Origin of the sequence: Pseudomonas sp. WC1, from assembly GCF_050586565.1 — a bacterium.
Taxonomy (GTDB): domain Bacteria; phylum Pseudomonadota; class Gammaproteobacteria; order Pseudomonadales; family Pseudomonadaceae; genus Aquipseudomonas.
This window is the reverse complement of record NZ_JBOBDQ010000023.1, coordinates 47,607-74,532: the sequence shown is the minus strand read 5'-3', so window position 1 is coordinate 74,532 and position 26,926 is coordinate 47,607. Positions and strand designations below refer to the sequence as shown.

The following is a 26,926-nucleotide window of genomic DNA, read 5'->3' as shown; positions in this document are numbered from 1 at the left end:
AAGGGCCGCAAAGCGGCCCCGGCGATCATCAGTCGAGCGCATCGTTCAGGAACGCCTGCATATCCTTCCACGAGCTCTCGTCAGCCGCCTTGTCATAGCCGATATCCGGCCCGCCATGCCCGCCATGGCTCAACCGGTCGGCATCCGGGTTGGTGAAGCCATGCTTGGCCCCCGGGATCCCGACGAACTTGTAGTCTGCCTTGGCCGCATCCATCTCCGCCTTGAACGCCGCCACCTGCTCCGGGGTGACCATGCTGTCGGCCTCGCCATGCTCTACCAGGATCTTGGCCCGGACCAACCCCGGCTTGGCCGGCGTCTGGGTCACCAGCGCGCCATGGAAGCTCACCACGCCGTCGAGCTTCTCACCGCGGCGCGCCGCGTCCAGCACCACCTTGCCGCCAAAGCAGTAGCCGATGGCCGCCAGCTGGTGCTTGTTGGTGTTGGGCTGGATCTTCAGCAGCTCCAGCCCGGCATCGAAGCGCCGGGCGGCGGCCGCTGGGTCCTTCATTGCCGCGGCCATGAACGCCTGCGCATCGGCGGGGTGCTCGGTGTTCTTGCCATCGCCGTACATGTCGATGGCCAGGGCGTTGTAGCCCAGCGCCGCGAGGTCGCGGGCGCGGCGCTTGGCGTAGTCGTTCAGCCCCCACCATTCATGCACCACCACCACGCCCGGGCGTTTGCCCTCGACGGCGTCGTCGTAGGCGTAATAGCCGATCAGACGATTGCCGTCGGTATCCTGGTAGGGGATCTCGCGGGTCTGCACCGCCGCCTGGGCGAGGGTGGCGCCGCACAACAGGGCCAGTGCAAGCAGGGTACGCATGGTCGAGCTCCTTGTTCGGTTCGTTCAGCCCAGGTTCAGGCCGGGTTCAGCAGGGGTTCAGGGCGCCCTCCCTACTCTAGTCCCCAGACAGAAACAACGCATCCAACCGGAGTACCTGAACCATGAAAACGCTCAATACCCTGATCGCCGCCATGGCGGTTTGCGCCGCCGGCCTCACCACCGCCGCCCAGGCCGATGACAACTTCGCCAGCCTGACCTACGGCCAGACCAGCGACAAAGTGCGCAAGTCCGGCCTGTTGCAGCGCAACACCGACAACCTGAACGCCGACGGCATCATCGGCAAGGACAGCACCTGGGGCGTGCGCCTGGGCAAGATCAACGACCAGGGCCGCTACTACATGACCTACGACAACGTCTCGGGTGATCACAGCGGCGTCAAGCTACGCCAGGAGAACCTGCTCGGTAGCTACGACCTGTTCCTGCCGGTGGGCGATACCACCAAGCTGTTCGGCGGCGGTACCCTGGGCATGACCAAGCTGACCCAGGACTCGCCGGGCGCCAGCCGCGACACCGACTACGGCTATGCCGTGGGCCTGCAGGCCGGCGTGATCCAGGAAATCACCGACAAGGCCTCGGTGGAGATGGGCTACCGTTACCTGCGCAGCAACGCCGCCACCGAGATCGGCGCCCACGGCGGGCCGAAGGACGGCACCCTGCGCCTGACCAGCAGCGCGCAGACCTACCTGGCGGCGAGCTACAAGTTCTGAGGTCGCTGTTATCCTGTGCCGGCCTCATCGCGAGGAGTGCATGACCCGTGGGAGCGGGCTTGCCCCGCGATGAGGCCGGTACAGGCATTCGCTATTCAAAGGAGAACTGCATGAAATTGCTGGTGGTCGAGGACGAGGCGCTGCTGCGTCATCACCTGTTCACCCGCCTCGGCGAAGGCGGCCATGTGGTGCAGGCAGTGGCCAACGCCGAGGAAGCCTTGTACCAGGCCGAGCAGTACAACCACGACCTGGCGGTGATCGACCTGGGCCTGCCGGGCATGAGCGGGCTGGACCTGATCCGCCAGCTGCGCAACCTTGGCCAGACCTTCCCGATCCTGATCCTCACCGCCCGCGGCAACTGGCAGGACAAGGTCGAAGGCCTGGCCGCCGGCGCCGACGACTATGTGGTCAAGCCGTTCCAGTTCGAAGAGCTGGAGGCGCGCCTCAACGCCTTGCTGCGCCGCTCCAGCGGCTTCACCCAGTCGACCATCGCCGCCGGCCCGCTGGTGCTCGACCTCAACCGCAAGCAGGCGACCCTGGACGAGCAACCGCTGGCGCTGACCGCCTACGAATACCGCATCCTCGAGTACCTCATGCGCCATCACCAGCAGGTGGTGGCCAAGGACCGGTTGATGGAACAGCTGTACCCGGACGACGAGGAGCGCGACCCGAATGTCATCGAGGTGCTGGTCGGCCGCCTGCGTCGCAAGCTCGAGGGCGACAACGGCTTCAAGCCGATCGATACCGTGCGTGGCCTGGGCTACCTGTTCACCGAGCGCTGCCGATGATCCGTTCGCTGCGGGTGCGCCTGATGCTGGCGGCGGCGTTGCTGGCGCTGCTGTTCATGCTGGCGTTGCTGCCGGCGCTGCAGAAGGCCTTCAGCCTGGCGTTGCAGGAGTCCATCGAGCAGCGCCTGGCCTCGGACGTGACCACGCTGATTTCCGCCGCGCGCATCGAGCATGGCCAGTTGCAGATGCCGGCGCTGCTGCCGGACGAGCGTTTCAACCTGCCGTATACAGGCTTGCTCGGCTACATCTTCGACCGCCAGGGCAAGCTGGTGTGGCAGTCGCGGGCCACGCGCAACCGCAACATCAACTACCACCCGCGCTATGACGGGCGTGGCAACGAATTCGCCCGTATTCACCAGGACGACGGCGAGGAGTTCTTCGTCTATGACGTCGAGGTCAGGCTGCTTGGCGGCAAGAGTGCGGCGTTCAGCATCGTCGCCCTGCAACCGGTCCGCGAATACCAGGACACCCTCAATGGCCTGCGCGAGAAACTCTATTTCGGCTTCGGCGCGGCGCTGCTGGCGCTGATGGTGCTGCTCTGGGCCGGCCTGACCTGGGGCCTGCGCTCGCTGCGCCGGCTCAGCTCCGAGCTGGACGACGTGGAGAGCGGCGCCAGGGATGGACTGAGTCGCGAGCACCCACGCGAACTGCTGCGCCTGACCGGCTCGCTCAACCGCCTGCTGCGCAGCGAGCGCGAGCAGCGCCAGCGCTACCGCGACTCGCTCGACGACCTGGCCCACAGCCTGAAGACCCCTCTGGCGGTGCTGCAGGGCGTGGGCGAGAGCATGGAGCAGGGCGACCGCGAGCAGGCGCGGGTGCTGCAGAGCCAGATCGAGCGCATGAGCCAACAGATCGACTACCAGTTGCAGCGCGCCAGCCTGCGCAAGAGTGGCCTGGTAAAGCACCAGGTCGAGCTCAAGCCGTTGCTCGACAGCCTGTGCAGCACCTTGGCCAAGGTCTATCGCGACAAACGCGTCGAGGTCGGTTTCGATCTCCCGGCCGATGCGCGGGTGCCGATGGAACAGGGGGCCTTGCTTGAACTGCTCGGCAACCTGCTGGAGAACGCCTACCGGTTGTGCCTGGGGCAGGTGCGGGTCAGCCTGCGCGAAGCGCCGGGGCAACTGGAACTGTGGATCGAGGACGACGGCCCGGGCGTGCCGCCCGACCAGCGTGAGCGCATTCTCGAACGCGGCGAGCGGCTGGACCGCCAGCACCCCGGGCAGGGGATCGGCCTGGCGGTGGTCAAGGACATCATCGACAGCTACGACGCCGAGTTGAGCCTTGGCGATTCGCCGTTGGGCGGGGCTGCGTTCCGTATCGCTTTCCGACTCGATTGATTCTGCCTTTCCAGTGCAGGGGGCGGTGCGTGGGAGCGGGCTAGCCCCGCGATGCCGGCGAAGCCGGTGCCATCCGGAGCGGTCCTCATCGCGGGGCAAGCCCGCTCCCACCGGGAAGTCCCACTGAATACCTCTGAGGCGGATTCCCGCCAACCCGCCCTGTACGATTTCCGCCATCGGGCGGAAATCCGCCATTTCCTACCGGCTATTGCGCCCCGTCCCGGGGCATTCACACCCTGTAATCATTGGCTGTGCACCTCAAGCGGGCACTTTGGCATCGCCCTTGCTATTCACCTGGCAGAGGCCTGCCCAGGCGCTCGAACACAACGACAAATCCCTCCGGGTACAGGAGGGTTCGCGATTCAGGTGCCCCGACATCCTGGGAAGGATGCGCCGGCCCACTTGAGGAAAAATTAGCCATGACGACTCGTCAGCCGCTGTACAAATCGCTGTATGTCCAGGTGATCGTCGCGATCACCATCGGTATCCTGCTCGGCCACTACTACCCGGAGACCGGCGTAGCCCTCAAACCCCTGGGTGACGGCTTCGTCAAGCTGATCAAGATGGTCATCGCGCCGATCATCTTCTGTACCGTGGTCAGCGGCATCGCGGGCATGCAAAGCATGAAGTCGGTCGGCAAGACCGGCGGTTACGCGCTGCTGTACTTCGAGATCGTCTCCACCATCGCCCTGATTATCGGCCTGGTGGTGGTCAACGTGGTGCAGCCGGGCGCCGGCATGCACGTCGACGTCAGCACCCTCAACGCCAGCAGTGTGGCTGCCTATGCCGCCGCCGGCGCGCAGCAGACCACCGTCGGCTTCCTGCTCAATGTCATCCCCAACACCGTGGTCGGCGCCTTCGCCAACGGCGACATCCTGCAAGTGCTGATGTTCTCGGTACTGTTCGGCTTCGCCTTGCACCGCCTGGGCAGCTACGGCAAGCCGGTGCTGGACCTGATCGACCGCTTCGCCCATGTCATGTTCAACATCATCAACATGATCATGAAGCTGGCCCCGATCGGCGCCTTCGGTGCCATGGCCTTCACCATCGGCCAGTACGGCGTGGGTTCGCTGGTGCAGCTGGGCTACCTGATGGCCTGCTTCTACATCACTTGCCTGCTGTTCATCCTGGTGGTACTGGGCGGTATCTGCCGCGCCCATGGCTTCAGCGTCATCAAGCTGATCCGCTACATCCGTGAAGAGCTGCTGATCGTGCTGGGCACCTCGTCCTCCGAGTCGGCCCTGCCGCGCATGCTGGCCAAGATGGAGCGCCTGGGCGCGAAGAAATCCGTGGTTGGCCTGGTGATCCCGACCGGTTACTCGTTCAACCTGGACGGTACCTCGATCTACCTGACCATGGCCGCGGTGTTCATCGCCCAGGCCACTGACACCACCATGGACATCACCCACCAGATCACCCTGCTGCTGGTGCTGCTGGTGGCCTCCAAGGGTGCCGCGGGCGTCACAGGTTCGGGCTTCATCGTCCTGGCCGCCACCCTGTCGGCCGTCGGCCACCTGCCGGTTGCCGGCCTGGCGCTGATCCTGGGTATCGACCGCTTCATGTCCGAAGCCCGCGCCCTGACCAACCTGATCGGCAACGCCGTGGCCACCGTGGTCGTGGCCAAGTGGGTCAAGGAGCTGGACACCGACACCCTGCAGGCCGAACTGGCGTCTGGCGGCTCGCCGCTGATCGACACCCGTCCGACCGACGACCTGGGCGTGGCCGAAGGCCCGGCGCGTTGAGCGTGAGATGAAAGACAAAAGGCGACCCTCGGGTCGCCTTTTTTATGCGTTGACGATTACTCGACCCGGGTCTCGCCGCTATACACCAGGATCTCCCGGCAGCGCCGGCACAGGTACCGCCGTCCCTGGCGCACCAGCTTGTGCCGCTGGGCGGTGAACGGGAAATCGCTCTCCGGGCACGGACAACGGTAGATGTAGCGTGTCGCCACGCGCCGCTGCACCTCGTAGTTGTGGCAGCGGTTCGGCGGCAGCTCGTACACCCCGCGCATGATCAACTGCCATTCCTCGCCATGGGCCTGGATGCGCTCGCCGAATAGTTGGTGGGCGATCAGGTGGGCGACTTCGTGGGCCACGGTCTGGCGCAGGAAGTCTTCGGCGTTCTCGCGGTACAGCTGCAGGTTGAAGCGCAGCAGGTTTTCGTGCAGGTGGGCGACGCCGGCCTTCTGTCCGCGCAGCTTGAAGCTGACCTGCGGGCGCGGGAAGGGGCGTTTGAAGAAGGTTTCGGCTTGCTGGTAACAGGTTTCGACGCGTTGTCTGAGCAGCTCGGGCATGGCGGGGTAGTTCTCCTGACCGGGTATTATGCCGCAGGCAATGGGCGGCTGCCGAGCCGTCGGTCAGGCACACGAAGCGAGGCCGCCTTGCGGCGGCCTCGGTGATGCCCCAGTGTCGGTTGGATCTGGTTGGTATGCGTTCAGTTGGTGTAGACGGGCCCCACGCCCAGTCCCCAGATGATCACGGTCGCGGCCATGATCGCCACCAGAACCACGAGGCCCACCGCCAGCACGGAGCTGGAGAACAGGAAGCCTTCATCCGACGGTATGTTCATGAAGGTCGGCAAGCCGACATACAGCAGGTACACGGTGTAGCAGATCGCCGCCGTGCCGATCAGCATGCCCAGCCACAGGTGCGGGTACAGCGCCGCGAGGCCGCCGATGAACAGCGGGGTGGCGGTGTAGGTGGCAAAGGCGATGCACTGCGCCATGCTCGGGTTGGCGTCGTAGGTGCGCGCCATCCAGTGGATGAAGGCGCCCATCACCGCGACCCCGGCGAGCATCGCCAGGTAGGACATGATGCTCATCCACAACGCGCTTTCCATGGTCAGCATCACGGCTGGCCGCTCGCCGATCACCCAGCCGACCTGGGTGGTGCCGATGAACGCCGACACGGCGGGAATCGCCGCCAGGATCAGCGTGTGTGTCAGGTACATGTGGCTGATGCTTTCGTCCTCGCCACGAATCTCCCGCCACTCCTGGTCGGGGTGGGTGAACAGCCCAACAACGTGATGAATCATACGGGTCACTCCTATCGTCGTTGCCAAACGCCCCCCGGATGGAGCGCCTATGGCCCGAGGCCAGGACACCAGGTGCTGCGCCAATGTGGCCTTATGTCGCAGTATAGGAAGCCGTTCCCCACAGAAAACCGGCTTTTTAGAGCAAATCGCGCTGTCAGGACCGGTGCTGATTCCCTTGAAGTCTTTATCGGATTCACCTACTGCGCCGCCCGGTTTGTGCGTAAAATAGCCGGCTTTTGTCACACCTCGCGGATTCAAGCGCTATGGGCACCCTCTCGGTCAACCAGAACAAACTGCAAAAACGCCTGCGTCGCCTCGCCGGCGAAGCCATCACCGACTTCAACATGATCGAGGATGGCGACAAGGTCATGGTCTGCCTGTCCGGCGGCAAGGACAGCTACACCATGCTCGACGTTCTGTTGCACCTGCAGAAGGTGGCGCCGATCAAGTTCGAGATCGTCGCGGTGAACATGGACCAGAAGCAGCCGGGCTTCCCCGAGCACGTGCTGCCGGCCTACCTCAAGGAACTGGGCGTCGAGTACCACATCGTCGAGAAGGATACCTACTCGGTGGTCAAGGAACTGGTGCCCGAGGGCAAGACTACCTGCTCGCTGTGCTCGCGCCTGCGTCGCGGCACCTTGTACACCTTCGCCGACGAGATCGGCGCGACCAAGATGGCCCTGGGGCACCACCGCGACGACATCGTCGAGACCTTCTTCCTCAACATGTTCTTCAACGGCGCGCTCAAGGGCATGCCGCCGAAGCTGCGCGCCGACGACGGCCGCAACGTGGTGATCCGCCCGCTGGCCTACTGCAGCGAGAAGGACATCCAGGCCTACTCGGACATGAAGGAATTCCCGATCATCCCGTGCAACTTGTGCGGCTCGCAGGAAAACCTGCAGCGCCAGGTGGTCAAGGACATGCTGGTGGAGTGGGAGCGCAAGCACCCGGGCCGTACCGAGAGCATCTTCCGCGCCCTGCAGAACGTCGCGCCGTCGCAGTTGGCCGACCGCAACCTGTTCGACTTCACCAGCCTGAAGATCGACGAGAGCGCCACCCCGCGCTTCCTCGACGTGCTGAACATCTGACCTTATGCGCGACTACCAGTGGTTGCATGAGTACTGCCTGAACCGCTTCGGTTCGGCCCAGGCGCTGGAAGCCTTCCTGCCGCAGCCGCGCACACCCGCGCAGCTGCGCGACATCACCGATGACCGCTACCTGTCGACCCTGGCCCTGCGCGTGTTCCGCGCCGGGCTCAAGCACAGCCTGGTGGATGCCAAGTGGCCGGCGTTCGAGCAGGTGTTCTTTGGCTTCGACCCGGAGAAAGTGGTGCTGATGGGCGCCGAGCACCTGGAGCGGCTGATGCAGGACGAGCGCATCATCCGCCACCTGGGCAAGCTCAAGAGCGTGCCGCGCAATGCGCAGATGATCCTCGACGTGGCGAAGGAGAAGGGCAGTTTCGGCGCGTTCATCGCCGACTGGCCCGAGGCCGATATCGTCGGGCTGTGGAAGTACCTGGCCAAGCATGGCAACCAGCTGGGCGGACTATCGGCTCCGCGTTTCCTGCGCATGGTCGGCAAGGACACCTTCATCCCCACCGACGACATGGCCGCCGCATTGATCGCCCAGAAGATCATCGACAAGCCGCCGACCAGCCTGCGTGACCTGGCACTGGTGCAGCAGGCGTTCAATCAGTGGCATGCCGAAAGCGGGCGGCCGCTATGCCAGTTGTCGGTGATGCTGGCGCATACCGTCAACCATTGAGATCGCCGGGGCCGCGTTGCAGCCCCAATGCATTCAGGCGCCTTCGCCCGCCATGCGCCGCTCGATCTGAAACTTCCAGCGCACATACAGCAGCCCGGCCACGAACAACCCCAGGCTCACCAGCACCTCGATCCAGCCAAATACCGCCCGCGCCGGGTCGAACGCGGCCAGCACGCCCTTGATGAAGTAGATATTGACCACGAAGCAGGTCCAGGCATGCGCCCGGGCGCTGCCTATCAGCATGCCCGGCAGCAGCAGCAGCAGGGGGATCAGCTCGATGGCCAGGATCACTTCGACCCGCGCCCCGTGCAGGTTGGCGAACCACAGGTTGTTCACCACCAGCAGGGCGATCAGGCCGAAGAAGCAAGCCAGGCTCAGGGCGCGGGTCAGCCGTACGCGTGGGGCGAGCCACTCCAGCGGCGGCAGCACCTTGGGTTTTCTAGCCACGCTGGCCACCCAGGGCCTTGGCCGTATTGGCCAGGCGTTGGCCGAGGGCTCGGCACAGGGTGATCTCGTGCTGGTCCAGCTCGCGCTTGCCGTCGGCGCCGGCATGGTGGCTGGCCCCATACGGGGTGCCGCCGCCGCGGGTATCGAGCAGCGCCGACTCGCTGTAGGGCAGGCCGGTGACCAGCATGCCGTGGTGCATCAGCGGCAGCAGCATCGACAGCAGGGTGGTTTCCTGGCCGCCGTGCAGGCTGGCGGTGGAAGTGAACACCGCCGCTGGCTTGCCCACCAGCTCGCCGCCCAGCCACAGGCTGCTGGTGCCGTCGAGGAAGTACTTGAGCGGCGCGGCCATGTTGCCGAAGCGGGTCGGGCTGCCCATGGCCAGGCCCGCGCAGTGGCGCAGGTCGTCGAGGGTGGCGTACAGCGCGCCGCTGGCCGGGATGTCCGGGGCCACGGCTTCGCACTCGGTGGAGATAGCCGGCACCGTGCGCAGGCGCGCCTCCAGGCCGGCCATCTCGACGCCGCGGGCAATGTGCCGGGCCATCTCGCTGGTGGAGCCGTGGCGGCTGTAGTACAGCACCAGGATGTAGGGTTCGCTCACGGCAGGATCTCCAGGACCTTCTCGGGTGGGCGTCCGATCACGGCCTTGTCGCCTGCGACCAGGATCGGGCGTTCGATCAGCTTGGGATGTTGCGCCATGGCGTCGATCAGCTGGGCGTCGGTCAGGGCCGGGTTGCCCAGGTCGAGCGCCTTGTATTCGTCTTCGCCGGTGCGCAGCAGTTGCCGCGCGCCGATCCCCAGCTTGGCCAGCAGTTGCTTGAGCGCGGTGGCGTCCGGCGGGGTCTCGAGGTAGCGCACGATGGTCGGTGCGAGGCCGCGCGCTTCGAGCAGTTCCAGGGCGCCGCGGGATTTCGAGCAGCGCGGGTTATGATAGAGGGTCAGATCGGTCATGACGGGTCGCATCCAGCTGGGTGTGGCGGCTATTCTAACCGCAGCGACCGACTTCAATGCTTGAAAACTTCGAGAAGGATTGACCCATGGCAAGGCGTTTGGCAGCTGCACTGGCCATCACCGCGAGCCTGCTGCTCGGCGGCTGCGGTGCGGACTACGGCGTGGACCAGCACGGCAATACGGTGAAGGCCGAACAGGTCGACGGGCACTGGTTGGTGCTCAATTACTGGGCCGAATGGTGCGGCCCGTGCCGTACCGAAATCCCCGAGCTCAATGCTGCGGCGAAGCAGTGGGATGCCCAGGGCATCAAGGTGCTGGGGGTGAACTTCGATGGCTTGCAGGGTGCCGACCTCAAGGCCGCCGCCGAGACCCTCGGCATCGGTTTCACCGTGCTCGCGCAAGACCCGGCCGAGCGTTACGAACTGCCGCGCAGCGAGGCGCTGCCGGTGACCTACATCATCGACGATAAGGGCAAGGTGCGTGAGCAGCTGATGGGCGAGCAGACGCTTGAAGGGCTGCAGGCGAAGATAAGGGCACTCAAGGGCGGCGCCTGAGTTCCAGCATCGCGGAGCAAGCCCGCCCCCACGTGCGGGCTTGCTCCGCGATGGTTTCAGCCTTCCTCAGGCCAGAACCGCAGCGGCTTGCCCTCGGCCGGCCAGAAGCGGATCTGCTCGATTGGCGACACGTCCCAGCGCTGCACCGTCTCCAGCGCCTGCAGGAAGCGTTTCTCCTGCTCCATCAGCGCTGGCGCGCACAGCTTGCGGGTCTTGCCGACCTTGCCGAAGCTCAAGTGCTCGCCGTCCAGCGTGTAGGGCGCGAACCAGTGGTTACAGCCGGCATTGCCATAGGCACGGCCATCGCTGGCCAGGGTCAGGGTCAGATGGCTGTAGTCGATCAGCGGGCGTTCACCAATCCACTCCAGCAGGTAGCTTTGCTCCTGCTGCAGCTTCGAAGGTTGCGACGCGCAGCCCATCAGGCCGGTGGCGATCAGCACGCCGGTCAGCAGCTGTTTCACTCAGGCGCGCTCCTGGCACTGCGGGCACAGGTGCTTGTCGCCCTGGCTGGCCCAGCCCAGCTCCTGGACACGGGCGGTGGCTGCCGGGGCGTGGCCTTTCTTGCCGAGCTTGGCTTCGGCGGCGAACTCGAAGTCCAGCACCGCGTCGCAGCCGTCGCACTTGACTTGCCACTCGTGGATTTCCAGTTCGTTGAATACTGGCCCCTGGGCCACGGCCACCCACTGCCCGGTGGGGTTGATCAGGTGGCGTACGCTGTCCACGGTCAGGCGCATGGACAGGGTTTTGCTGCCTTTGAGCGAAACCAGCAGTGCGTCGCCTTTCTGGATCGAGCCGCCGTTGCCGGTGACCTGGTAGCGGCCCGGCACCAGCGCGCGGCACTCGATCAGGGTGTGTTGCGGGTTGAAAAGGGTGTAGCGGAAATCGTGTTCGACCATGGGTCCTCCAGAAATGCCGCGTATCTTAGTGTGGTGCTTCACAAATAACGACCCTAATTCGCGGCGCTTTTTGCGCTCATGCTGCGTTGTCGCTCCTCGCCGTAGCCGGGCTACGACTCGTCGCGACGCCTTGCTTGAGCACAAAAATCACGCGCGACTTATGGGGCGTATTTGCAAAGCACCACACTAGCATCAACCGTTTACAAGATTCTGCGGATTGCCTGCCGCCCAGCGGGAGATGTTGTCCAGGGTGGTGGCCGCGATGGCATCCAGGGCCTCGCGGGTAAGGAACGCCTGGTGCGCGGTGACGATCACGTTGGGGAAGGTCAGCAGCCGTGCCAGCACGTCGTCCTGCAGCGGCAAGTCGGAGCGGTCCTCGAAGAACAGCTGCGCTTCCTCTTCATAGACATCCAGCCCCAGGTAGCCAAGCTGGCCGCTCTTGAGCGCATCGATCAGTGCCGGGGTGTCGACCAGGGCGCCGCGGCCGGTGTTGATCAGCATGGCGCCGGGCTGCAGTTGGGCCAGGCTCTGGGCGTTGATCAGGTGGCGGGTGTGCTCGGTGAGCGGGCAGTGCAGGCTGATGATGCGTGCCTGGCGCAGCAGCTCGGGCAGTTCCAGGTAGCGGGCGCCGAGGGCGACCAGCTCAGGGTTGGGGTAGGGGTCGTAGGCCAGCAGCTGGCAGCCGAAGCCGGCCATGATGCGGGCGAAGGCCGCGCCGATCTGGCCGGTGCCGACCACGCCGACGGTCTTGCCGTGCAGGTCGAAGCCGGTCAGCCCGTGCAGGGTGAAATCGCCTTCGCGGGTGCGGTTGTAGGCCCGGTGCAGGCGGCGGTTGAGGGCCAGGATCAGGGCCACGGCATGTTCGGCGACGGCGTGCGGTGAATAAGCCGGGACGCGCACCACGCTGACCCCGAGACTCTGCGCGGCGGCCAGGTCGACGTGGTTGTAGCCGGCCGAGCGCAGGGCGATCAGGCGTGTGCCGCCGGCGGCCAGGCGCTGCAGGACCTGGGCGTCGAGTTCATCGTTGATGAAGGCGCAGACCACCTCGAAGCCCTGGGCGAGGGCTGCGGTGTCCAGGGTCAGGCGGGCGGGCTGGTAGTGCAGCTCCAGGGCGCCCGCGCTGGCGGCGCGAGTGAAGCTTTCCTGGTCGTAGTGCTGGCTGCTGAACAACAGGGCGCGCATGGGGGGCTTCCTTCTGTGAGTCGGCAACAGTCTAGGCCGTCAGGGAGATCGGGTATTGATCTGTGACGGCCCTGTCGCGGGGCAAGATGCACCGCCGCTCCCACGACTCTTGCAAAGCCTATTCAGGCGCTTTCGCGCGCCTGCTCGGCCAGTCGGCTGATGGCCTGGTCCAGTTCGTCCAGGGCCTGCAACGCCTGGGGGCTGTCCTGCTTGAGCAAGGTCTCGCTGCGCTGACAGGCCGCCCGCAACTGCGGTACGCCGCAATAACGCGAGGCGCCGTTGAGTCGGTGTACCCGTTCGATCATGGCATTGCGATCGGCCGCGTCGCGAGCGGCCTGGATGGCCTCGCGGTCGGACTCCAGCGATGCCAGGAGCATGGCCAGCATATCCGCCGCCAGGTCCGGCTTGCCGGCAGCCAGACGCAGGCCTTCCTCCGGGTCGAGCACCTTCAGCTCGCTGCTGTCGGGCAGGCGCTCACTGGGGCGTTCCTGCGGCGGTGATCCCAGGCTCAGGCCGGTCCATTTCATTACCACCTGGGCCAACTGGCGCTCGCTGATCGGCTTGGTCAGGTAGTCGTCCATGCCGCTGTGCAGCAGGGCGCGCTTTTCGTTGGCCATGGCGTGGGCGGTGAGGGCCACGATGGGTAGGGGCGGGCCGCTCTGGCTGGCTTCCCACTGGCGGATCTGTTCGGTGCAGGCACGGCCATCCATGCCGGGCATCTGCACATCCATCAGCACCAGGTCGAAGGGCTCGTCCTGCACGGCCTGCACCGCGGCATAGCCACTGTTTACCGCCAGTACCTCGGCGCCCATCCCTTCGAGCAGGGTCTGCACCAGCAGCAGGTTGGCCGGGTTGTCGTCGACGCAGAGGAGCTTGGGCATGCGCTGGCCGCCGTTGCTGCGCTGCTCGCATACTGGGCGGCGGGGTTGTACCAGTTCCAGCAGCAGGCGGCGCAACTTGCGCGTGCAGGTGGGCTTGGCCAGCAATTGGCCGTGGGCGTTGGGCAGGTAAGGATGGTAGAGCGGTTGCTCGGTGGTGGGGCACAGCACCACGCACTGGCAACCCAGGCGCTCGAGCTGTTGGTGGTACTGCCCCAATTGTTCCGGCGCCAGGCTGCCGAGGTTGACCCCGAGCACGGCGAACTCGAACGGCTGCCCGGCCTGGCTTGCCGCCTGCACGCCGTGCAGCAGCTGGTCGCAGGAGGCGAACACGCTGACCGCCAGGCCGCAGTCCTCCAGTTGGTGCTCCAACGCCTGGCGGGCCAGGTCGTGCCCGTCGACGATGGCCACGCTACGGCCGACCAGGGCCTGGGCGGGTTGCTCCTCGGTGTCGTCGTGGGCCTTGGGCAGGTTGAGGCTGATCCAGAACTGCGAGCCTTCGCCCGGCGTGCTGTCGACGCCGATTTCGCCCCCCATCTGTTCGATCAGGCGCTTGGAGATCACCAGGCCCAGGCCGGTACCGCCGGGCTGGCGCGACAGCGAGTTGTCGGCCTGGCTGAAGGCCTGGAACAGGGTGCGCACATCCTGCGGCGACAGGCCGATGCCGGTGTCCTGGACGCTGATGCGCAGTTGCACGCTGTCTTCCTGCTCGTCCTCGAGCATGGCGCGCACGACGATGGTGCCTTCGCGGGTGAACTTGATGGCATTGCTCACCAGGTTGGTGAGGATCTGCTTGAGCCGCAACGGGTCGCCTACCAGCGACAACGGGGTGTCGCGGTAGACCAGGCTGAGCAGCTCCAGCTGTTTGGCGTGGGCGGCCGGGGCAAGGATGGTCAGGGTGTCCTGGATCAGGTCGCGCAGGTTGAGCGGGATGCTGTCGAGCACCAGCTTGCCGGCCTCGATCTTGGAGAAGTCGAGGATCTCGTTGATGATCCCCAGCAGGTTGTCGGCGGATTTCTCGATGGTGCCGAGGTAGTCGAGCTGGCGTGGGCTCAGCTCGCTCTTCTGCAACAGGTGGGTGAAGCCGAGGATGCCGTTGAGCGGGGTGCGGATCTCATGGCTCATGTTGGCGAGGAACTCGGACTTGATGCGGCTGGCCTCCAGGGCCTCCTTGCGCGCCATGTCCAGCTCGATGTTCTGGATCTCGATGGTTTCGAGGTTCTGGCGCACGTCCTCGGTGGCCTGGTCGATGCTGTGCTGCAGCTCTTCGTGGGCGCTGTGCAGGGTCTCGGCCATGCGGTTGATGCCGGCGGCCAGTTCGTCGAGCTCGTGGCTGCCCATGGCCGGCAGGCGTTCGTCGAGGTGGCCGTCCTTGAGCTGGTTGACCGCGTGCTTGATGCGGTTGATCGGGTCGTTGATGGTGCGGCTCATGCGCAGGGCGAGCAGCGCGGTCAGGCTCAGGCAAGCGAGGATCAGCAGCAGGCTGGTGAACAGGTTGCGGTAGCCGCGCAGCAGGGTGCCGTCGTGGGACAGCTCGATTTCTACCCAACCGAGCAGGCGCTCGGCCTCGGCGGGCACGGCGTCGGTGGCCAGGTCGCGGTGATGGCCGAACACTGGCATCAGGTAGCGGGTGGCATCATTGCCGGTGCGCTGCAGCAGTTGCGTGCCGGTGCCGCCGCTGGGCGGCTGGTTGAGCATGCTGGGGCCGGCGTGGGCCAGGCGCGTGCGGTCGGCGGCGAGGAACGCCACGGCGCGCACGTCGACCTGCTCCAGGGCCTGGGCCGCGATGCGCTCCAGTTGCGCCGGGGACTGGCGGGCCAGGGCCGGCGCCGCCAGGGGCGCCAACTGCTCGGCGATCATCTTGCCGCGTTGCAGCAGCTGCGTGCGCAGGTCGCTCTGTTGCAACCAGGTGAAGTAACTGCCCAGCACCAGGGCCATCAGGCTGGCGGGGAGCAAGGCCAGCAGCAGGACGCGGCTGCGGATTCCCAAACGGTCGAGCACACCTGTCTCCTGTCATGTGCCTTGAAAAGCGCTGTTCGCGCATCAGCGGGAACGTTACTCCGCACCGGGGGCATTTGTAAGGCTTTTTGTTTGCCAAGTGAGGCTGGTCCCTCGATGGTGCGTCAGTCGGGCAATGGTTGCCTTGCCAGGAGCGCTTGCCCAATAATCACGCAACTGAGAATCGATGGCAGTTGCCAATGCATCCTGAAGCTATTCGCGCCACCAATATCCTGGCCATCGAGGACGACCCCGTGCTGGGTGCCTACCTGCACGAAGAGCTGCGCCGCGGTGGTTTCCGAGTGACCTGGTGCCGCAGTGGCCTGGAAGGCCTCGAGGCGGCGGGGCGACAGGTCTTCGACTTGGTTCTGCTGGATATCCTGCTGCCTGGCCTCAATGGCCTGGATGCCCTGGCCAGCCTGCGCCGGTGCAGCGCCACGCCTGTCATCCTGATGTCCGCGCTGGGGGCCGAGGCCGACCGTATCAGCGGTTTCGAGCGGGGAGCGGACGACTACCTGCCGAAGCCTTTCAGTTTCGCCGAGCTGCGGGTGCGCATCGAGGCGATCCTGCGCCGGGTGGCCTTCGAGCGGCGTGCGCTGGTGCCAGGCGAGGCGGCGGCGGGGCAGTTGCGCTTCGATGAGCAGGCGGCCGATGTCTGCCTCGCTGGCGCCTGGGCCGGCCTGACCCCTAGTGAGTACCGCCTGCTCGACACCCTGCATCGCAGCCAGGATGAGGTGCTGAGCAAGCCGTTCCTTTATCAGCAGGTGCTGCAGCGTGGCTATTCGCGGCATGACCGCAGTCTGGACATGCATGTCAGCCAGATCCGCCGCAAGCTCAAGGCCATCGGCTATCACGAGCGGCAGGTCCGCACCGTCTGGGGCAAGGGCTATGTGTTCGGCGTGGGCGAGGCCGACTGAACCGTGCTCGATCGCCATTCGCTGTTCTGGAAACTGACCGTCCTGCTGGTGGGCTTCTGTCTGCTCATGATCGGCCTCAGCTACAGCTGGGGTCGCCATATGGAGACCCAGGACGCCTTCCTTTCCGAACCTGCGCGTCAAGTGCTGCGGGGTTACGCGGCCGAGGCGGAGCAGGCCTGGCGCAGCGGCGGCGCTGACGGTGTCGACGCCTGGCTGGCCGGGATGCGTGGGCGCGAGCAAGGCTGGGTGGGGGTGCTCGATGGCGACCTGCAGCCGTTGGGCAGTGCCGACCTGACCGCCGGGCAGGCCCAGCGCCTGACCCGCCTGCGCGGCGTCGATTGGCCGATGAGCCGGCGCAGTATCGGCCAGCCCTGGTTGCGCCTGCCGTTCCCCGGCGCGCCGGAGCAGGGCATGCTGGTGATCGAGCTGCCGGAACGCTTCAACCCGGGCCAGTACCGGTTGTTCTGGCGCATCGTCACCAACGGCATCATCCCTGGACTGTTTACCTTGCTGTTGTGTGTGGGCCTGTACCGCATGCTGATCGTGCCGCTCAATCAATTGCGGGAACAGGCCAGCGCCTGGCGCGCCGACCAGCTGGCGGCGCGCCTGGATTCGCGAACCACCCGGCGCAAGGACGAGCTGGGCGAACTGGCCCGTGCCTTCGATCAGATGGCCGAGCGCCTGCAGGGCACCGTGGCCTTGCAGCAGCAGTTGCTGCGCGACCTGTCCCACGAGCTGCGCACGCCGCTCAGCCGCCTGCGCGTGGCCTGCGACGGCGAGACCGACCTGCAGCGCCTGCGTGAACGCCTGCACCGCGAGGTGGACGGCATGCAGCAACTGGTCGAAGACACCTTGCAGCTGGCTTGGCAGGACGCCGAGCGCGCCCCGCTGAACCTGGAGCCGATCCAGGTGCCGGCGCTGTGGGACCTGCTCAGCGAAAATGCCTGTTACGAAAGCGGCTGGGCACCTGGGCGGTTGCGCTGTGCGTTGCCAGCGGACTGCTGGGTGCGGGGCAGCCTCAACGACCTTGCCCAGGCGCTGGAGAACATGCTGCGCAACGCCATTCGGCACTCGCCCGAGGCGGGGGTGGTGCGTCTGGGCGGCTGGCGTGAAGGCGGGTATTGGCGTATCGACCTGGAGGACGACGGCGGTGGCGTGGCCGAGGAAGACCTCGAGCGGATCTTCGCGCCGTTTTCCAGGTTGGATGGGGCACGGCCCGGGGACGGTGGCTTCGGCTTGGGCTTGAGCATTGCCCGCAATGCGATCCGCCGCCAGGGTGGGCTGGTGTGGGCGGTCAATGGCGAGCGTGGCCTGCGCCTGTGCATGCGCCTGCCTGCCCATGAAGCGGGGCCATCGGTTGGTCCGGCGCGGGCAAGCCCGCTGCCAGGAAGCCACTCCTTATAGCTAGCCGCTATAACCACCGACAATTGCGTGATATGGCCGCGCCGGGTTTGCCGGTATGATAGGCGCCCCTGCCGTCCGGATTGCGAAAACGCCCATGACCCTGCAGTACCCAACCATCGCCGACTGCGTCGGCCATACGCCGCTGGTTCGCCTGCAGCGCATCGCCGGGAACACCAGCAATACCTTGCTGCTCAAGCTCGAAGGCAACAACCCGGCAGGTTCGGTCAAGGACCGCCCGGCGTTGTCGATGATCACCCGTGCCGAACTGCGTGGCCAGATCAAGCCTGGCGACACCCTCATCGAAGCCACCTCCGGCAATACCGGCATCGCCCTGGCCATGGCAGCGGCGATCAAGGGCTACAAGATGATCCTGATCATGCCGGACAACTCCACCGCCGAACGCAAGGCGGCCATGACCGCCTATGGCGCCGAGCTGATCCTGGTGACCAAGGAAGAGGGCATGGAAGGGGCTCGCGATCTCGCGGAAAAACTGCAGGCCGAAGGCCGTGGGCTGGTGCTTGACCAGTTCGCCAACGGCGACAACCCGATCGCGCACTACAACAGCACGGGCCCGGAGATCTGGCAGCAGACCCAGGGCACGATCACCCACTTCGTCAGCTCCATGGGCACGACCGGCACCATCATGGGCTGTTCGCAGTACCTCAAGGAGCAGAACCCGGCGGTGCAGATCATTGGCCTGCAGCCGATGGAAGGCTCAGCCATTCCGGGGATTCGCCGTTGGCCCCACGAGTACCTGCCGAAGATCTTCGACGCCACCCGGGTCGACCGCGTGGTCGACATGTCCCAGCAGGAGGCCGAGGAAACCACCCGTCGCCTGGCCCGCGAAGAGGGCATTTTCTGTGGCGTATCCTCCGGCGGGGCGGTTGCGGCGATGCTGCGCCTGTCCCGTGAAGTCGAGAACGCGGTGATGGTCGCCATCATCTGCGACCGCGGCGACCGTTACCTTTCCACCGGCCTGTTCGATCCGACCTGATGTCCAGAAAGAAAAGCAACACCGGCCTGCGCTTCCAGCCGGCCGGCGGCAACCGTGCCGCACAAGTGCCGGTGGGCAAGAAGCAGCGCCTGCTGATCGAGCGCGTGGCCGGTGACGGCCGCGGCATCGCCTTCAGCGAGGGGCGCACCTGGTTCGTCAGCGGCGCGCTGGGTGGCGAGGACGTCGAGGCGCGGGTACTTGCCGCGCGCGGCAAGGTGGTCGAGGCGCGCCTGGAGCGGGTGTTCCAGGCCAGCCCCGAGCGCCGTGAAGCGCCTTGCCGGCATTACGCCCGCTGTGGTGGCTGCAACCTCCAGCACCTGCCCCATGACGGCCAGCTGGCGCTCAAGCAGCGCCTGCTCGCCGAGCAGTTGCAGCGGGTGGCCGGCGTGCAGCCCGAAGAGTGGGCTGTTCCCTTGTGCGGACCGGAATTCGGCTACCGCCGCCGGGCGCGAGTAGCGGTACGCTGGGATACCAAGGCGCGTCAGCTGGAGGTCGGTTTCCGCGCCGAGGCCAGCCAGGACATCGTTGCCATCGACGACTGCGCGGTGCTGGTACAGCCCTTGCAGGCGATCATGCGCCACCTGCCGACCGTGTTGCGCAGCTTGAGCAAGCCGCAGGCGCTGGGGCATGTGGAGCTGTTCAGCGGTACCGCCGAGGCGGTATTGGTACGGCATGTGGCGCCATTGCCAAGTGAAGACCTGGCGCGGCTCGAGGCATTCTGCCGCGAAGCCGGCGCCCAGTTGTGGCTACAAGGCGAGGGCGAGCCGGCACCGGTGGAGGCCACGGCGCAACTGGGCTTTGCCCTGGAACCCTGGGGCTTGGAGCTGGCCTGGCGACCGGGCGACTTCGTCCAGGTCAATGCCCAGGTCAATACCTTGATGATCCAGCAGGCTTTGGCCTGGCTGGCGCCCCAGGCGCATGAGCGGGTGCTGGACCTGTTCTGCGGCCTGGGCAACTTTGCCTTGCCCCTGGCGCGTCAGGCGCGCGAGGTGGTGGCGGTGGAAGGCGTGCAGGCGATGGTCAGCCGTGCCGAGGCCAACGCCCACGCCAACAATGTGCATAACGCACGGTTTTTTCAGGCCGATTTATCGCAGCCTTTGGCGGGCGCCGGATGGGCTGCCGAGGGCTTTTCTGCGGTACTCTTGGATCCACCGCGCGACGGGGCTTTCGAGGTGGTGCAGGGCATCGCCCGGCTGGGTGCGAAACGGCTGGTCTACGTATCGTGCAATCCGGCCACGCTGGCGCGTGACGCGCAAGTGCTGGTCGGGCAGGGGTACCGGTTAAAAAGGGCCGGGATTCTCGACATGTTTCCTCAGACGGCGCATGTCGAGGCCATGGCGTTATTCGAAGTGGGCTAGCCGGGCTGGCCCTCTTGGTGCGGCCTTCAGGGAGTGAGGGGCGCACAGGTGATAGCCAGTGCACCCGCGTGGTGCGCTGTATGGAAAGGTAAAGCAAAGATGGTACAGGTGAGAGTGCACCAGCCGGTCAACAACGACGGCAGTATCAATCTCGAAGCATGGCTCGATCATGTGGTGAGCGTCGATTCGCAACTCGATCGCCCGGGGTTGAAAGAGGCCTGCGAGTTTGCCCACGAGGTCGAGAAGAAAGGCAACCCGGCCAAGCATTCCTGGGCCGATGGCACGTCCAGTTTCCAGGCGGGGCTCGAGATCGCCGAAATCCTCGCCGACCTCAAGCTCGACCAGGATTCCCTGGTGGCGGCGGTCATCTACCGTTCGGTGCGCGAAGGCAAGGTGACTTTGGCCGAGGTCGGCCAGCGCTTCGGGCCGGTGGTGTCCAAGCTGATCGACGGCGTGCTGCGCATGGCCGCCATCAGTGCCAGCCTCAGCCCGCGCCAGTCGCTGGTGCTCGGCTCCCAGGCGCAGGTCGAGAACCTGCGCAAGATGCTCGTGGCGATGGTCGACGACGTGCGCGTGGCGCTGATCAAGCTGGCCGAACGCACCTGCGCCATCCGGGCGGTGAAGTCCGCCGATGACGAGAAACGCCTGCGCGTGGCCCGCGAGGTGTTCGACATCTATGCGCCGCTGGCGCACCGCCTGGGTATCGGCCATATCAAGTGGGAACTCGAGGACCTGTCGTTCCGCTACCTCGAGCCCGACCAGTACAAGCAGATCGCCAAGTTGCTGCACGAGCGCCGGCTGGACCGCGAGCGGTTCATCAGCGATGTGATGAACCAGTTGCAGAACGAGCTGCTGGCCACCGGTGTCAACGCCGATATCAGTGGCCGGGCGAAACACATCTATTCGATCTGGCGCAAGATGCAGCGCAAGGGCCTGGAGTTCAGCCAGATCTACGACGTGCGTGCGGTACGCGTGCTGGTGCCGGAAGTGCGTGACTGCTACACCGCGCTGGGCATCGTCCACACCCTGTGGCGGCACATTCCGAAAGAGTTCGACGATTACATCGCCAACCCCAAGGAAAACGGCTATCGCTCCCTGCACACCGCGGTGATCGGCCCCGAGGGCAAGGTGCTCGAGGTGCAGATCCGCACCCATGGCATGCACGAGGAAGCCGAGCTGGGTGTCTGCGCCCACTGGCGCTACAAGGGTACCGACGTCAAGCCCAGCTCGAACCACTACGAAGAGAAGATCTCCTGGTTGCGCCAGGTGCTGGAGTGGCACGAGGAACTGGGCGATATCGGCGGCCTGGCCGAACAGCTGCGCGTCGATATCGAGCCGGACCGCGTCTACGTGTTCACCCCCGACGGCCACGCGATCGACCTGCCCAAGGGTTCCACGCCGCTGGACTTCGCCTACCGGGTGCACACCGAGATCGGCCACAACTGCCGTGGCGCCAAGATCAACGGGCGCATCGTGCCGCTGAACTACAGCCTGCAGACCGGCGAGCAGGTGGAGATCATCACCAGCAAGCACGGCAGCCCGAGCCGCGACTGGCTGAACTCCAACCTGGGCTACGTGACCACCTCACGGGCCCGGGCCAAGATCGTCCATTGGTTCAAGCTGCAGGCCCGCGACCAGAACGTCGCCGCCGGCAAGACCCTGCTCGAGCGCGAGCTGTCGCGTCTGGGCCTGCCGCAGGTGGACTTCGAGCGCCTGGCCGAGAAGGCCAACGTCAAGACCGCCGAGGACATGTTCGCCGCCCTCGGTGCCGGCGACCTGCGCCTGGCGCATATGGTCAACGCCGCCCAGCAGTTGCTCGAACCCGAGCGCCTGGAGCCGGTCGAGCTGATCCCGCGCCAGGCGCGGGGCATCCGTTCGGGCAAGCGCAACGACATCCAGATCCAGGGCGTCGGCAACCTGCTCACGCAGATGGCCGGCTGCTGCCAGCCGCTGCCGGGCGATGCCATCGTCGGCTACATCACCCAGGGTCGTGGCGTGAGCATTCACCGCCAGGACTGCGCTTCGGTGCTGCAGTTGGCGGGCAAGGAGCCGGAGCGCATGATCCAGGTCAGCTGGGGGCCGATCCCGGTGCAGACCTACCCGGTCGACATCATCATCCGTGCCTACGACCGCCCGGGTTTGCTGCGCGACGTTTCGCAGGTGCTGCTCAACGAGAAGATCAACGTGCTGGCGGTCAACACCCGCTCGAACAAGGAAGACAACACCGCCTTGATGTCGCTGACCATCGAGATCCCTGGGCTGGACGCCCTCGGGCGCCTGCTTGGCAGGATCTCGCAGTTGCCCAACATCATCGAGACGCGGCGTAACCGTACCCCTTGAGACAGAACGGGGCCGCTGTGCGGCCCATCGCTGGCAAGCCAGCTCCCACAGGTACGGCATAACCCTGTGGGAGCCGGCTTGTCGGCGATCGAGGGCAAGGCCCTCGCTGAGGAAAAGATATTCATGACCTACACCCTCGACGACCTGCTGCACCTGATGGCCCGCCTGCGCGACCCGCAATACGGTTGCCCCTGGGACCTCAAGCAGGACTACGCCAGCATCGTCCCGCACACGATCGAAGAGGCCTATGAAGTGGCCGACACCATCGACCGCGGCGACTTCGAGCACCTGCAGGGCGAGCTGGGCGACCTGCTGTTCCAGGTGGTCTACTACAGCCAGCTGGCACGGGAAGAAGGGCGTTTCGAGTTCGACGGCGTGGTCGATGCGATCACCCGCAAGCTGATCCGCCGCCACCCCCATGTATTCCCCACCGGCGAGCTCTATGCGCCGCTGGACACCCCCATGCTGGACGAGGCCCAGGTCAAGTCGCGCTGGGAAGAGATCAAGGCCGAGGAGCGCGCCGAGAAGAGCGAGCCTGAACAGCTCTCGCTGCTCGACGATGTGCCGGCGGCCTTGCCTGCGCTGTCACGGGCGGCCAAGCTACAGAAGCGCGCCGCCACGGTCGGCTTCGACTGGCCGGACGCGCTGCCGGTGCTGGACAAGGTGCGCGAGGAGCTCGACGAAGTGCTGCAGGCCATGGCCGATGGCGACAGCGATGCGCTTGAAGATGAGCTGGGCGACCTGCTGTTCGCCACCGTCAACCTGGCCCGCCATCTGCGCCACGACCCGGAAAACGCCTTGCGCCGCGCCAATCGCAAATTCGAGCGGCGCTTCCGATTCATCGAACAGGCATTGCGCGAGCAGGGCCTGAACATCCAAGATCGTACCCTCGACGAGCTGGACGCCCTGTGGGGCGAGGCCAAGCGTCAGGAAAAGAACCTGCCCAGCTGCGGCTGAGCTGATGCATAAGTGAGTGAACTTCCATGAGCCTTTCCCTTCGCGACCAATTGCTCAAAGCCGGTCTGGTCAACCAGAAACAGGTTTCTCAGACCAACAAGGCCGAGAAAAAACAGAAACGCCTGGAGCACAAGGGCCAGGCCGAGGTGGACGACAGCCAGCAGCGCCTGGCCAAGGAAGCCCTGGCCGAGAAAGCCCGAAAAGACCAGGAGCTGAACCGCCAGGTCCAGGAAAAAGCCGAGCAGAAGGCCCGTGCCGCGCAGATCAAGCAATTGATCGAGGCGACCCGCCTGCCCAAGCTGAATACCGAGGACTACTACAACTTCGTCGATGACAAGAAGGTCAAGCGCATCGCCGTCAACGCGCTGATGCGCAGCAAACTGAGCAACGGCGCACTGGCCGTCGTCGCCCATGGCGGTGGCTACGAAGTGATTCCACGCGAGGCGGCGGTGAAGATCCAGGAGCGCGACCCCAATCGCATCCTGCTGCTCAACACCCATGTCGAGGAGGCGGACGAGGACGACCCGTACGCAGCCTACAAGATCCCTGACGATCTGATGTGGTAAGCATGAAAAACCCCGCCTAGGCGGGGTTTTTCGTTTGAAGGGGGTGTTATTGCGACGGTCGCTGGTTCTCTAGGTATTCCAGCTCCATGCGGTACTGCTGGGCTTGGTGCTCATCATGGAACATACCGACCAGTTGGCCCTGTTGATGCACATCCCAGATCCGCACACCAGCGGCCAGGCCTTCGTGGGACATTTTCGATTCGTCGCGTTCGGTTACTTGGACTGTCATCGTTAAACTCCACTGCTTCAGTTGGCTGCGACAGCGTGTCGCACACCCTCTTTATAGAGTTTGTTAGCAGGCTAAGTAAATAAAACAGCGATGAAACAAGTTTCATGAATGGGCCAATCGCGGGGCAAGCCCGCTCCCACGAATCGAGCACAAATACGTGGGAGCGGGCTTGCCCCGCACAAGGCGGGGCTTCGGGTATTGCAGGCAGCGCTATCAGTTGCCTTTGACCGCCTTGCCGTCCACCGTGCCATCCTGCAGCACGATCACGTATTCCTTGCCATCGGTCTCGACCTGGCGCAGTTGCACCAGCAGGTAGTCCCAGTCCTTGGCGAACCACAGCTCGGTGATGCGCTTGCTCTGGCTAGGGTCGCGCACGCGCTCGACCTTAACCGCGTCGACCTGGCCAGTCTTGGTGGCCACTTTCTCGGTGCCCAGCACGCGGAAGTCGTAGGTGTCGATCTCATCACCGTCGACCACCTGGTAGGTCATGCTCTTCTTGCCGGCGGCCACGTCATGCTGCAGTGCCAGTTGATAGGACGACTTGTCCAGCACGCCACGGTTGAGCGGCAGGCTGATCGCGTCGCCACGGTCGCTGCCAGTCACCTTCTTGCCGGTCCAGTCGAAGGTGAGGTCGACTTTCTTCGCCTTGCCCAGGCCGCCGCGTTCGAAGTGGTACTTCTGCGGCAGCAAGGTGTCGTTGTCGAGCTTGAGGGTGCTTTGCTCGGTCAGGCTGGCGATCATCATGGAGGCCTTGAAATTAAGGTCCCAAGTACCGTTGGCGTTCTTCACCAGGCTGCGCTCGGCAGTGCCGCTCATGGGCAGCTGCTTCCAGTCAGCCGTATAGCTGGCTGCGAAAGGCTTCAGATCAGCTGCCTGGAGGGGCAGGGCGAGCACGGCGAGAGCCAAGAGCAGGGCGCGACGCATAAATTCTCCTAGGATCGAATCAAGTGACCGCTGGCCGCCAGCGGCTGGCCATCCAGTAATGCACCGTGCTCGCCCAGACGCAAGCGTCCTTCGGCGAACCAGCGCACCGCCAGCGGGTAGATCTGGTGTTCCTGCAGGTGCACGCGCTGGGCAAGCGTCTGCGCGCTGTCATCCGCTGCCACCGGCACCACAGCCTGTACGACCAGAGGCCCGCCATCGAGTTCCTCGGTGACGAAGTGCACGCTGCAGCCGTGCTCCGCATCACCGGCTTCCAGGGCGCGCTGGTGAGTGTGCAAGCCTTTGTACTTGGGCAACAGTGACGGATGTATGTTGAGCAGCCGGCCTTGATAGTGGCGCACGAAGCCGCCACTCAAGATGCGCATGAAGCCAGCCAGCACCACAAGGTCAGGCGCGAAGCCGTCGATCAGCGCCATCAGCGCCGCATCGAAGGCTTCGCGGCCGTCGAAGCCCTGGTGCTCCAGCAGCGCGGTGTCGATGCCGGCTGCCTTGGCGCGTTCCAGGCCGTAGGCATCGGCACGGTTGGAAATCACCGCGCGGATGCGTACTGGGCCGTTGCTGGCGCTGTTGCTGTCGATCAGCGCTTGCAGGTTGCTGCCGGAGCCCGACAGCAGTACCACGACGTTGCAGGTCTTGCCCGGCATCAGTGTGCCTTGAGGTTCTTGAGCTCGACCTGGGCGGCGCCTTCGGCGGCCTCGGCGATCTGGCCGATGACCCACGGCTGCTCGCCGGCGGCGCGCAGCACGTTCAGGGCGTTGTCGACCTGGTCCTGGGCGACGCAGATGACCATGCCCACGCCGCAGTTCAGCACGCGGTGCATTTCATGTTCGTCGACGTTGCCTTTTTCCTGCAGGAAGTCGAACACCACCGGGCGCTGCCAGCTGGCCACGTCGACCACTGCCTGGGCGCCTTTTGGCAGCACGCGCGGGATGTTGTCCAGCAGGCCGCCGCCGGTGATGTGAGCCATGGCCTTGACCGCGCCGGTCTGTTTGATCAGCTGCAGCAGGGGCTTGACGTAGATGCGGGTCGGCGCCATCAGCAGGTCGGCCAGCGGCTTGCCGTCGAGCTGGGTGTTGTCGATGTCGGTGCCGGACACTTCGAGGATCTTGCGGATCAGCGAGTAGCCGTTGGAGTGCGGGCCGGAGGACGGCAGGGCGATCAGGGCGTCGCCGGTGACCACTTTCGAGCCGTCGATGATCTCGGCCTTTTCCACCACGCCGACGCAGAAACCGGCCAGGTCGTAGTCTTCACCTTCGTACATGCCTGGCATCTCGGCGGTTTCACCACCGACCAGCGAGCAGCCGGCCAGTTCGCAACCGGCGCCGATGCCGGTGACCACGGTGGCGGCCACGTCGACGTTGAGCTTGCCGGTGGCGTAGTAGTCGAGGAAGAACAGCGGCTCGGCGCCGCACACCACCAGGTCGTTGACGCACATGGCGACCAGGTCCTGGCCGATGCTGTCGTGCTTGTTCAGGTTCAGCGCCAGGCGCAGCTTGGTGCCGACGCCGTCGGTGCCGGAGACCAGCACCGGCTGCTTGTAGCCGGCCGGGATCTCGCAGAGGGCGCCGAAGCCGCCCAGGCCACCCATGACTTCAGGGCGTGCGGTGCGCTTGGCGACGCCCTTGATGCGTTCGACCAGTGCTTCGCCGGCGTCGATGTCTACACCGGCGTCTTTGTAGCTCAGGGAGGGTTGCTTGCTCATTGATCCAGGCCTTTAGGAGGGAGGGATTCAGAAAAACGACCGGGACGGCCAAGGCCACTTTCAGAAACGGTGGCTGCCTGTACGTCACTGGTCTGCGAAGGCGCGCGATTTTATCAGGGTTGCCCCAAGGCGGCCATCCTCAGG

General features: G+C 65.3%; 28 protein-coding genes. 14 read left to right on the top strand and 14 right to left on the bottom strand.

Annotated elements, in window-relative coordinates; all coding sequences use genetic code 11:
• Window positions 1-28: 28 nt before the first annotated feature.
• Window positions 29-820, bottom strand: a complete 792-nt coding sequence (locus tag ACQ4OD_RS13040) for a dienelactone hydrolase family protein (RefSeq protein ID WP_430944396.1) — start codon at window positions 818-820, stop codon at window positions 29-31.
• 122 nt (window positions 821-942) lie between these two features.
• On the opposite strand from ACQ4OD_RS13040, the gene ACQ4OD_RS13035 reads away from it, so the two are divergent.
• The 4 genes from ACQ4OD_RS13035 (at window position 943) to ACQ4OD_RS13020 (ending at window position 5,415) form a co-directional block, all read left to right on the top strand.
• Entirely contained in the window at window positions 943-1,548 is a 606-nt protein-coding gene (locus ACQ4OD_RS13035) for an outer membrane beta-barrel protein (RefSeq protein WP_102683608.1), read from the top strand.
• A gap of 110 nt (window positions 1,549-1,658) precedes the next feature.
• Window positions 1,659-2,336 carry a response regulator gene (locus ACQ4OD_RS13030; RefSeq protein ID WP_023632177.1) on the top strand — a complete coding sequence of 226 codons (678 nt, stop codon included), beginning with the start codon at window positions 1,659-1,661 and terminating at the stop codon, window positions 2,334-2,336.
• Entirely contained in the window at window positions 2,333-3,673 is a 1,341-nt protein-coding gene (locus ACQ4OD_RS13025; protein ID WP_139673597.1) for an ATP-binding protein, read from the top strand. Before ACQ4OD_RS13030 ends, ACQ4OD_RS13025 begins: the two co-directional genes overlap by 4 nt.
• Before the next feature lie 419 nt (window positions 3,674-4,092).
• A complete protein-coding gene (locus ACQ4OD_RS13020) occupies window positions 4,093-5,415 on the top strand; it encodes a dicarboxylate/amino acid:cation symporter (protein ID WP_102683610.1) in 1,323 nt (440 codons plus the stop codon).
• 56 nt (window positions 5,416-5,471) lie between these two features.
• Here the strand turns inward: ACQ4OD_RS13020 and ACQ4OD_RS13015 are convergent, their stop codons facing one another.
• Together ACQ4OD_RS13015 and ACQ4OD_RS13010 are read right to left on the bottom strand one after the other, a co-directional pair.
• On the bottom strand, window positions 5,472-5,966 hold the full coding sequence (locus tag ACQ4OD_RS13015) for a SprT family zinc-dependent metalloprotease (RefSeq protein WP_046854519.1): 495 nt from the start codon (window positions 5,964-5,966) through the stop codon (window positions 5,472-5,474).
• A 140-nt stretch (window positions 5,967-6,106) separates the two neighbouring features.
• Entirely contained in the window at window positions 6,107-6,706 is a 600-nt protein-coding gene (locus ACQ4OD_RS13010; protein ID WP_023630778.1) for a Yip1 family protein, read from the bottom strand.
• Between the two features lie 263 nt (window positions 6,707-6,969).
• Between ACQ4OD_RS13010 and ttcA the strand changes: the two genes are divergently transcribed.
• Together ttcA and ACQ4OD_RS13000 are read left to right on the top strand one after the other, a co-directional pair.
• The gene (ttcA, locus tag ACQ4OD_RS13005) at window positions 6,970-7,794 is read left to right on the top strand and encodes a tRNA 2-thiocytidine(32) synthetase TtcA (protein WP_023630777.1); all 825 of its coding nucleotides are present in this window, start codon (window positions 6,970-6,972) and stop codon (window positions 7,792-7,794) included.
• A 4-nt stretch (window positions 7,795-7,798) separates the two neighbouring features.
• Window positions 7,799-8,470 (top strand): DNA-3-methyladenine glycosylase I, encoded by a 672-nt coding sequence (locus ACQ4OD_RS13000; protein ID WP_139673588.1) that lies wholly within the window; start codon window positions 7,799-7,801, stop codon window positions 8,468-8,470.
• 33 nt (window positions 8,471-8,503) lie between these two features.
• On the opposite strand, the gene ACQ4OD_RS12995 is transcribed toward ACQ4OD_RS13000, so the two are convergent.
• From ACQ4OD_RS12995 to arsC, 3 genes are read right to left on the bottom strand one after another with little or no spacing between them, the layout of a single operon-like run.
• Window positions 8,504-8,917 (bottom strand): DUF2069 domain-containing protein, encoded by a 414-nt coding sequence (locus ACQ4OD_RS12995; RefSeq protein ID WP_139673585.1) that lies wholly within the window; start codon window positions 8,915-8,917, stop codon window positions 8,504-8,506.
• On the bottom strand, window positions 8,910-9,515 hold the full coding sequence (wrbA, locus tag ACQ4OD_RS12990; protein ID WP_046854520.1) for an NAD(P)H:quinone oxidoreductase: 606 nt from the start codon (window positions 9,513-9,515) through the stop codon (window positions 8,910-8,912). Before wrbA ends, ACQ4OD_RS12995 begins: the two co-directional genes overlap by 8 nt.
• The gene (arsC, locus tag ACQ4OD_RS12985; RefSeq protein WP_198755822.1) at window positions 9,512-9,865 is read right to left on the bottom strand and encodes an arsenate reductase (glutaredoxin); all 354 of its coding nucleotides are present in this window, start codon (window positions 9,863-9,865) and stop codon (window positions 9,512-9,514) included. Before arsC ends, wrbA begins: the two co-directional genes overlap by 4 nt.
• An 86-nt stretch (window positions 9,866-9,951) precedes the next feature.
• Between arsC and ACQ4OD_RS12980 the strand changes: the two genes are divergently transcribed.
• Complete coding sequence (locus tag ACQ4OD_RS12980) at window positions 9,952-10,419, top strand: TlpA disulfide reductase family protein (protein ID WP_430944395.1); 468 nt, start codon at window positions 9,952-9,954, stop codon at window positions 10,417-10,419.
• A 56-nt stretch (window positions 10,420-10,475) separates the two neighbouring features.
• Here the strand turns inward: ACQ4OD_RS12980 and ACQ4OD_RS12975 are convergent, their stop codons facing one another.
• The 4 genes from ACQ4OD_RS12975 to ACQ4OD_RS12960 form a co-directional block, all read right to left on the bottom strand.
• Window positions 10,476-10,880, bottom strand: a complete 405-nt coding sequence (locus ACQ4OD_RS12975; protein ID WP_110701179.1) for an META domain-containing protein — start codon at window positions 10,878-10,880, stop codon at window positions 10,476-10,478.
• The gene (locus ACQ4OD_RS12970; RefSeq protein WP_094011801.1) at window positions 10,881-11,315 is read right to left on the bottom strand and encodes a hypothetical protein; all 435 of its coding nucleotides are present in this window, start codon (window positions 11,313-11,315) and stop codon (window positions 10,881-10,883) included.
• A gap of 192 nt (window positions 11,316-11,507) precedes the next feature.
• Window positions 11,508-12,497, bottom strand: a complete 990-nt coding sequence (locus ACQ4OD_RS12965; protein ID WP_277505437.1) for a 2-hydroxyacid dehydrogenase — start codon at window positions 12,495-12,497, stop codon at window positions 11,508-11,510.
• Between the two features lie 122 nt (window positions 12,498-12,619).
• Window positions 12,620-15,376, bottom strand: coding sequence for a response regulator (locus ACQ4OD_RS12960; protein WP_110701175.1), 2,757 nt, complete (start codon window positions 15,374-15,376; stop codon window positions 12,620-12,622).
• Window positions 15,377-15,573: 197 nt separating this feature from the next.
• Between ACQ4OD_RS12960 and ACQ4OD_RS12955 the strand changes: the two genes are divergently transcribed.
• The 7 genes from ACQ4OD_RS12955 to ACQ4OD_RS12925 all read left to right on the top strand — a co-directional run bounded on the left by ACQ4OD_RS12955 (window position 15,574) and on the right by ACQ4OD_RS12925 (window position 23,909).
• Window positions 15,574-16,290 (top strand): response regulator transcription factor, encoded by a 717-nt coding sequence (locus ACQ4OD_RS12955; protein ID WP_139673567.1) that lies wholly within the window; start codon window positions 15,574-15,576, stop codon window positions 16,288-16,290.
• Window positions 16,291-16,293: 3 nt separating this feature from the next.
• Window positions 16,294-17,694, top strand: coding sequence for a HAMP domain-containing sensor histidine kinase (locus tag ACQ4OD_RS12950; RefSeq protein ID WP_430944394.1), 1,401 nt, complete (start codon window positions 16,294-16,296; stop codon window positions 17,692-17,694).
• A gap of 94 nt (window positions 17,695-17,788) precedes the next feature.
• On the top strand, window positions 17,789-18,688 hold the full coding sequence (gene cysM, locus ACQ4OD_RS12945; RefSeq protein ID WP_046854528.1) for a cysteine synthase CysM: 900 nt from the start codon (window positions 17,789-17,791) through the stop codon (window positions 18,686-18,688).
• Complete coding sequence (gene rlmD, locus ACQ4OD_RS12940) at window positions 18,688-20,046, top strand: 23S rRNA (uracil(1939)-C(5))-methyltransferase RlmD (RefSeq protein WP_198753995.1); 1,359 nt, start codon at window positions 18,688-18,690, stop codon at window positions 20,044-20,046. Before cysM ends, rlmD begins: the two co-directional genes overlap by 1 nt.
• Window positions 20,047-20,145: 99 nt before the next feature.
• Window positions 20,146-22,386 carry a GTP diphosphokinase gene (gene relA / locus ACQ4OD_RS12935; RefSeq protein WP_046854530.1) on the top strand — a complete coding sequence of 747 codons (2,241 nt, stop codon included), beginning with the start codon at window positions 20,146-20,148 and terminating at the stop codon, window positions 22,384-22,386.
• A 123-nt stretch (window positions 22,387-22,509) separates the two neighbouring features.
• Complete coding sequence (gene mazG / locus ACQ4OD_RS12930; protein ID WP_198753996.1) at window positions 22,510-23,343, top strand: nucleoside triphosphate pyrophosphohydrolase; 834 nt, start codon at window positions 22,510-22,512, stop codon at window positions 23,341-23,343.
• Between the two features lie 26 nt (window positions 23,344-23,369).
• Window positions 23,370-23,909: a DUF2058 domain-containing protein gene (locus tag ACQ4OD_RS12925; RefSeq protein WP_110701163.1), complete on the top strand. Its 540-nt coding sequence runs from the start codon at window positions 23,370-23,372 to the stop codon at window positions 23,907-23,909.
• Between the two features lie 46 nt (window positions 23,910-23,955).
• On the opposite strand, the gene ACQ4OD_RS12920 is transcribed toward ACQ4OD_RS12925, so the two are convergent.
• The 4 genes from ACQ4OD_RS12920 to purM all read right to left on the bottom strand — a co-directional run bounded on the left by ACQ4OD_RS12920 (window position 23,956) and on the right by purM (window position 26,782).
• A complete protein-coding gene (locus ACQ4OD_RS12920) occupies window positions 23,956-24,138 on the bottom strand; it encodes a hypothetical protein (RefSeq protein ID WP_023630170.1) in 183 nt (60 codons plus the stop codon).
• 213 nt (window positions 24,139-24,351) lie between these two features.
• Entirely contained in the window at window positions 24,352-25,062 is a 711-nt protein-coding gene (locus ACQ4OD_RS12915) for a DUF3108 domain-containing protein (RefSeq protein WP_023630171.1), read from the bottom strand.
• A gap of 8 nt (window positions 25,063-25,070) precedes the next feature.
• Window positions 25,071-25,724 (bottom strand): phosphoribosylglycinamide formyltransferase, encoded by a 654-nt coding sequence (purN, locus tag ACQ4OD_RS12910; protein ID WP_139673556.1) that lies wholly within the window; start codon window positions 25,722-25,724, stop codon window positions 25,071-25,073.
• The gene (purM, locus tag ACQ4OD_RS12905) at window positions 25,724-26,782 is read right to left on the bottom strand and encodes a phosphoribosylformylglycinamidine cyclo-ligase (protein ID WP_038706623.1); all 1,059 of its coding nucleotides are present in this window, start codon (window positions 26,780-26,782) and stop codon (window positions 25,724-25,726) included. The genes purN and purM overlap by 1 nt, the downstream gene beginning before the upstream one ends.
• Window positions 26,783-26,926 lie beyond the last annotated feature (144 nt).

Bases quoted from the DNA above. Each gene is read 5' to 3' on its own strand.
- ACQ4OD_RS13020 (WP_102683610.1), top strand. From the start codon at position 4,093: ATGACGACTCGTCAGCCGCTGTACAAATCGCTGTATGTCCAGGTGATC.
- ACQ4OD_RS13040 (WP_430944396.1), bottom strand. From the start codon at position 820: ATGCGTACCCTGCTTGCACTGGCCCTGTTGTGCGGCGCCACCCTCGCC.
- ACQ4OD_RS13025 (WP_139673597.1), top strand. From the start codon at position 2,333: ATGATCCGTTCGCTGCGGGTGCGCCTGATGCTGGCGGCGGCGTTGCTG.
- ACQ4OD_RS12915 (WP_023630171.1), bottom strand. From the start codon at position 25,062: ATGCGTCGCGCCCTGCTCTTGGCTCTCGCCGTGCTCGCCCTGCCCCTC.
- ACQ4OD_RS13035 (WP_102683608.1), top strand. From the start codon at position 943: ATGAAAACGCTCAATACCCTGATCGCCGCCATGGCGGTTTGCGCCGCC.
- relA (WP_046854530.1), top strand. From the start codon at position 20,146: ATGGTACAGGTGAGAGTGCACCAGCCGGTCAACAACGACGGCAGTATC.
- ACQ4OD_RS12980 (WP_430944395.1), top strand. From the start codon at position 9,952: ATGGCAAGGCGTTTGGCAGCTGCACTGGCCATCACCGCGAGCCTGCTG.
- ACQ4OD_RS13030 (WP_023632177.1), top strand. From the start codon at position 1,659: ATGAAATTGCTGGTGGTCGAGGACGAGGCGCTGCTGCGTCATCACCTG.
- arsC (WP_198755822.1), bottom strand. From the start codon at position 9,865: ATGACCGATCTGACCCTCTATCATAACCCGCGCTGCTCGAAATCCCGC.
- mazG (WP_198753996.1), top strand. From the start codon at position 22,510: ATGACCTACACCCTCGACGACCTGCTGCACCTGATGGCCCGCCTGCGC.
- ACQ4OD_RS12925 (WP_110701163.1), top strand. From the start codon at position 23,370: ATGAGCCTTTCCCTTCGCGACCAATTGCTCAAAGCCGGTCTGGTCAAC.
- ACQ4OD_RS12920 (WP_023630170.1), bottom strand. From the start codon at position 24,138: ATGACAGTCCAAGTAACCGAACGCGACGAATCGAAAATGTCCCACGAA.
- ACQ4OD_RS12955 (WP_139673567.1), top strand. From the start codon at position 15,574: ATGCATCCTGAAGCTATTCGCGCCACCAATATCCTGGCCATCGAGGAC.
- rlmD (WP_198753995.1), top strand. From the start codon at position 18,688: ATGTCCAGAAAGAAAAGCAACACCGGCCTGCGCTTCCAGCCGGCCGGC.
- ACQ4OD_RS13000 (WP_139673588.1), top strand. From the start codon at position 7,799: ATGCGCGACTACCAGTGGTTGCATGAGTACTGCCTGAACCGCTTCGGT.
- ACQ4OD_RS12965 (WP_277505437.1), bottom strand. From the start codon at position 12,497: ATGCGCGCCCTGTTGTTCAGCAGCCAGCACTACGACCAGGAAAGCTTC.
- purM (WP_038706623.1), bottom strand. From the start codon at position 26,782: ATGAGCAAGCAACCCTCCCTGAGCTACAAAGACGCCGGTGTAGACATC.
- ACQ4OD_RS13010 (WP_023630778.1), bottom strand. From the start codon at position 6,706: ATGATTCATCACGTTGTTGGGCTGTTCACCCACCCCGACCAGGAGTGG.
- cysM (WP_046854528.1), top strand. From the start codon at position 17,789: ATGACCCTGCAGTACCCAACCATCGCCGACTGCGTCGGCCATACGCCG.
- ttcA (WP_023630777.1), top strand. From the start codon at position 6,970: ATGGGCACCCTCTCGGTCAACCAGAACAAACTGCAAAAACGCCTGCGT.
- ACQ4OD_RS13015 (WP_046854519.1), bottom strand. From the start codon at position 5,966: ATGCCCGAGCTGCTCAGACAACGCGTCGAAACCTGTTACCAGCAAGCC.
- purN (WP_139673556.1), bottom strand. From the start codon at position 25,724: ATGCCGGGCAAGACCTGCAACGTCGTGGTACTGCTGTCGGGCTCCGGC.
- ACQ4OD_RS12970 (WP_094011801.1), bottom strand. From the start codon at position 11,315: ATGGTCGAACACGATTTCCGCTACACCCTTTTCAACCCGCAACACACC.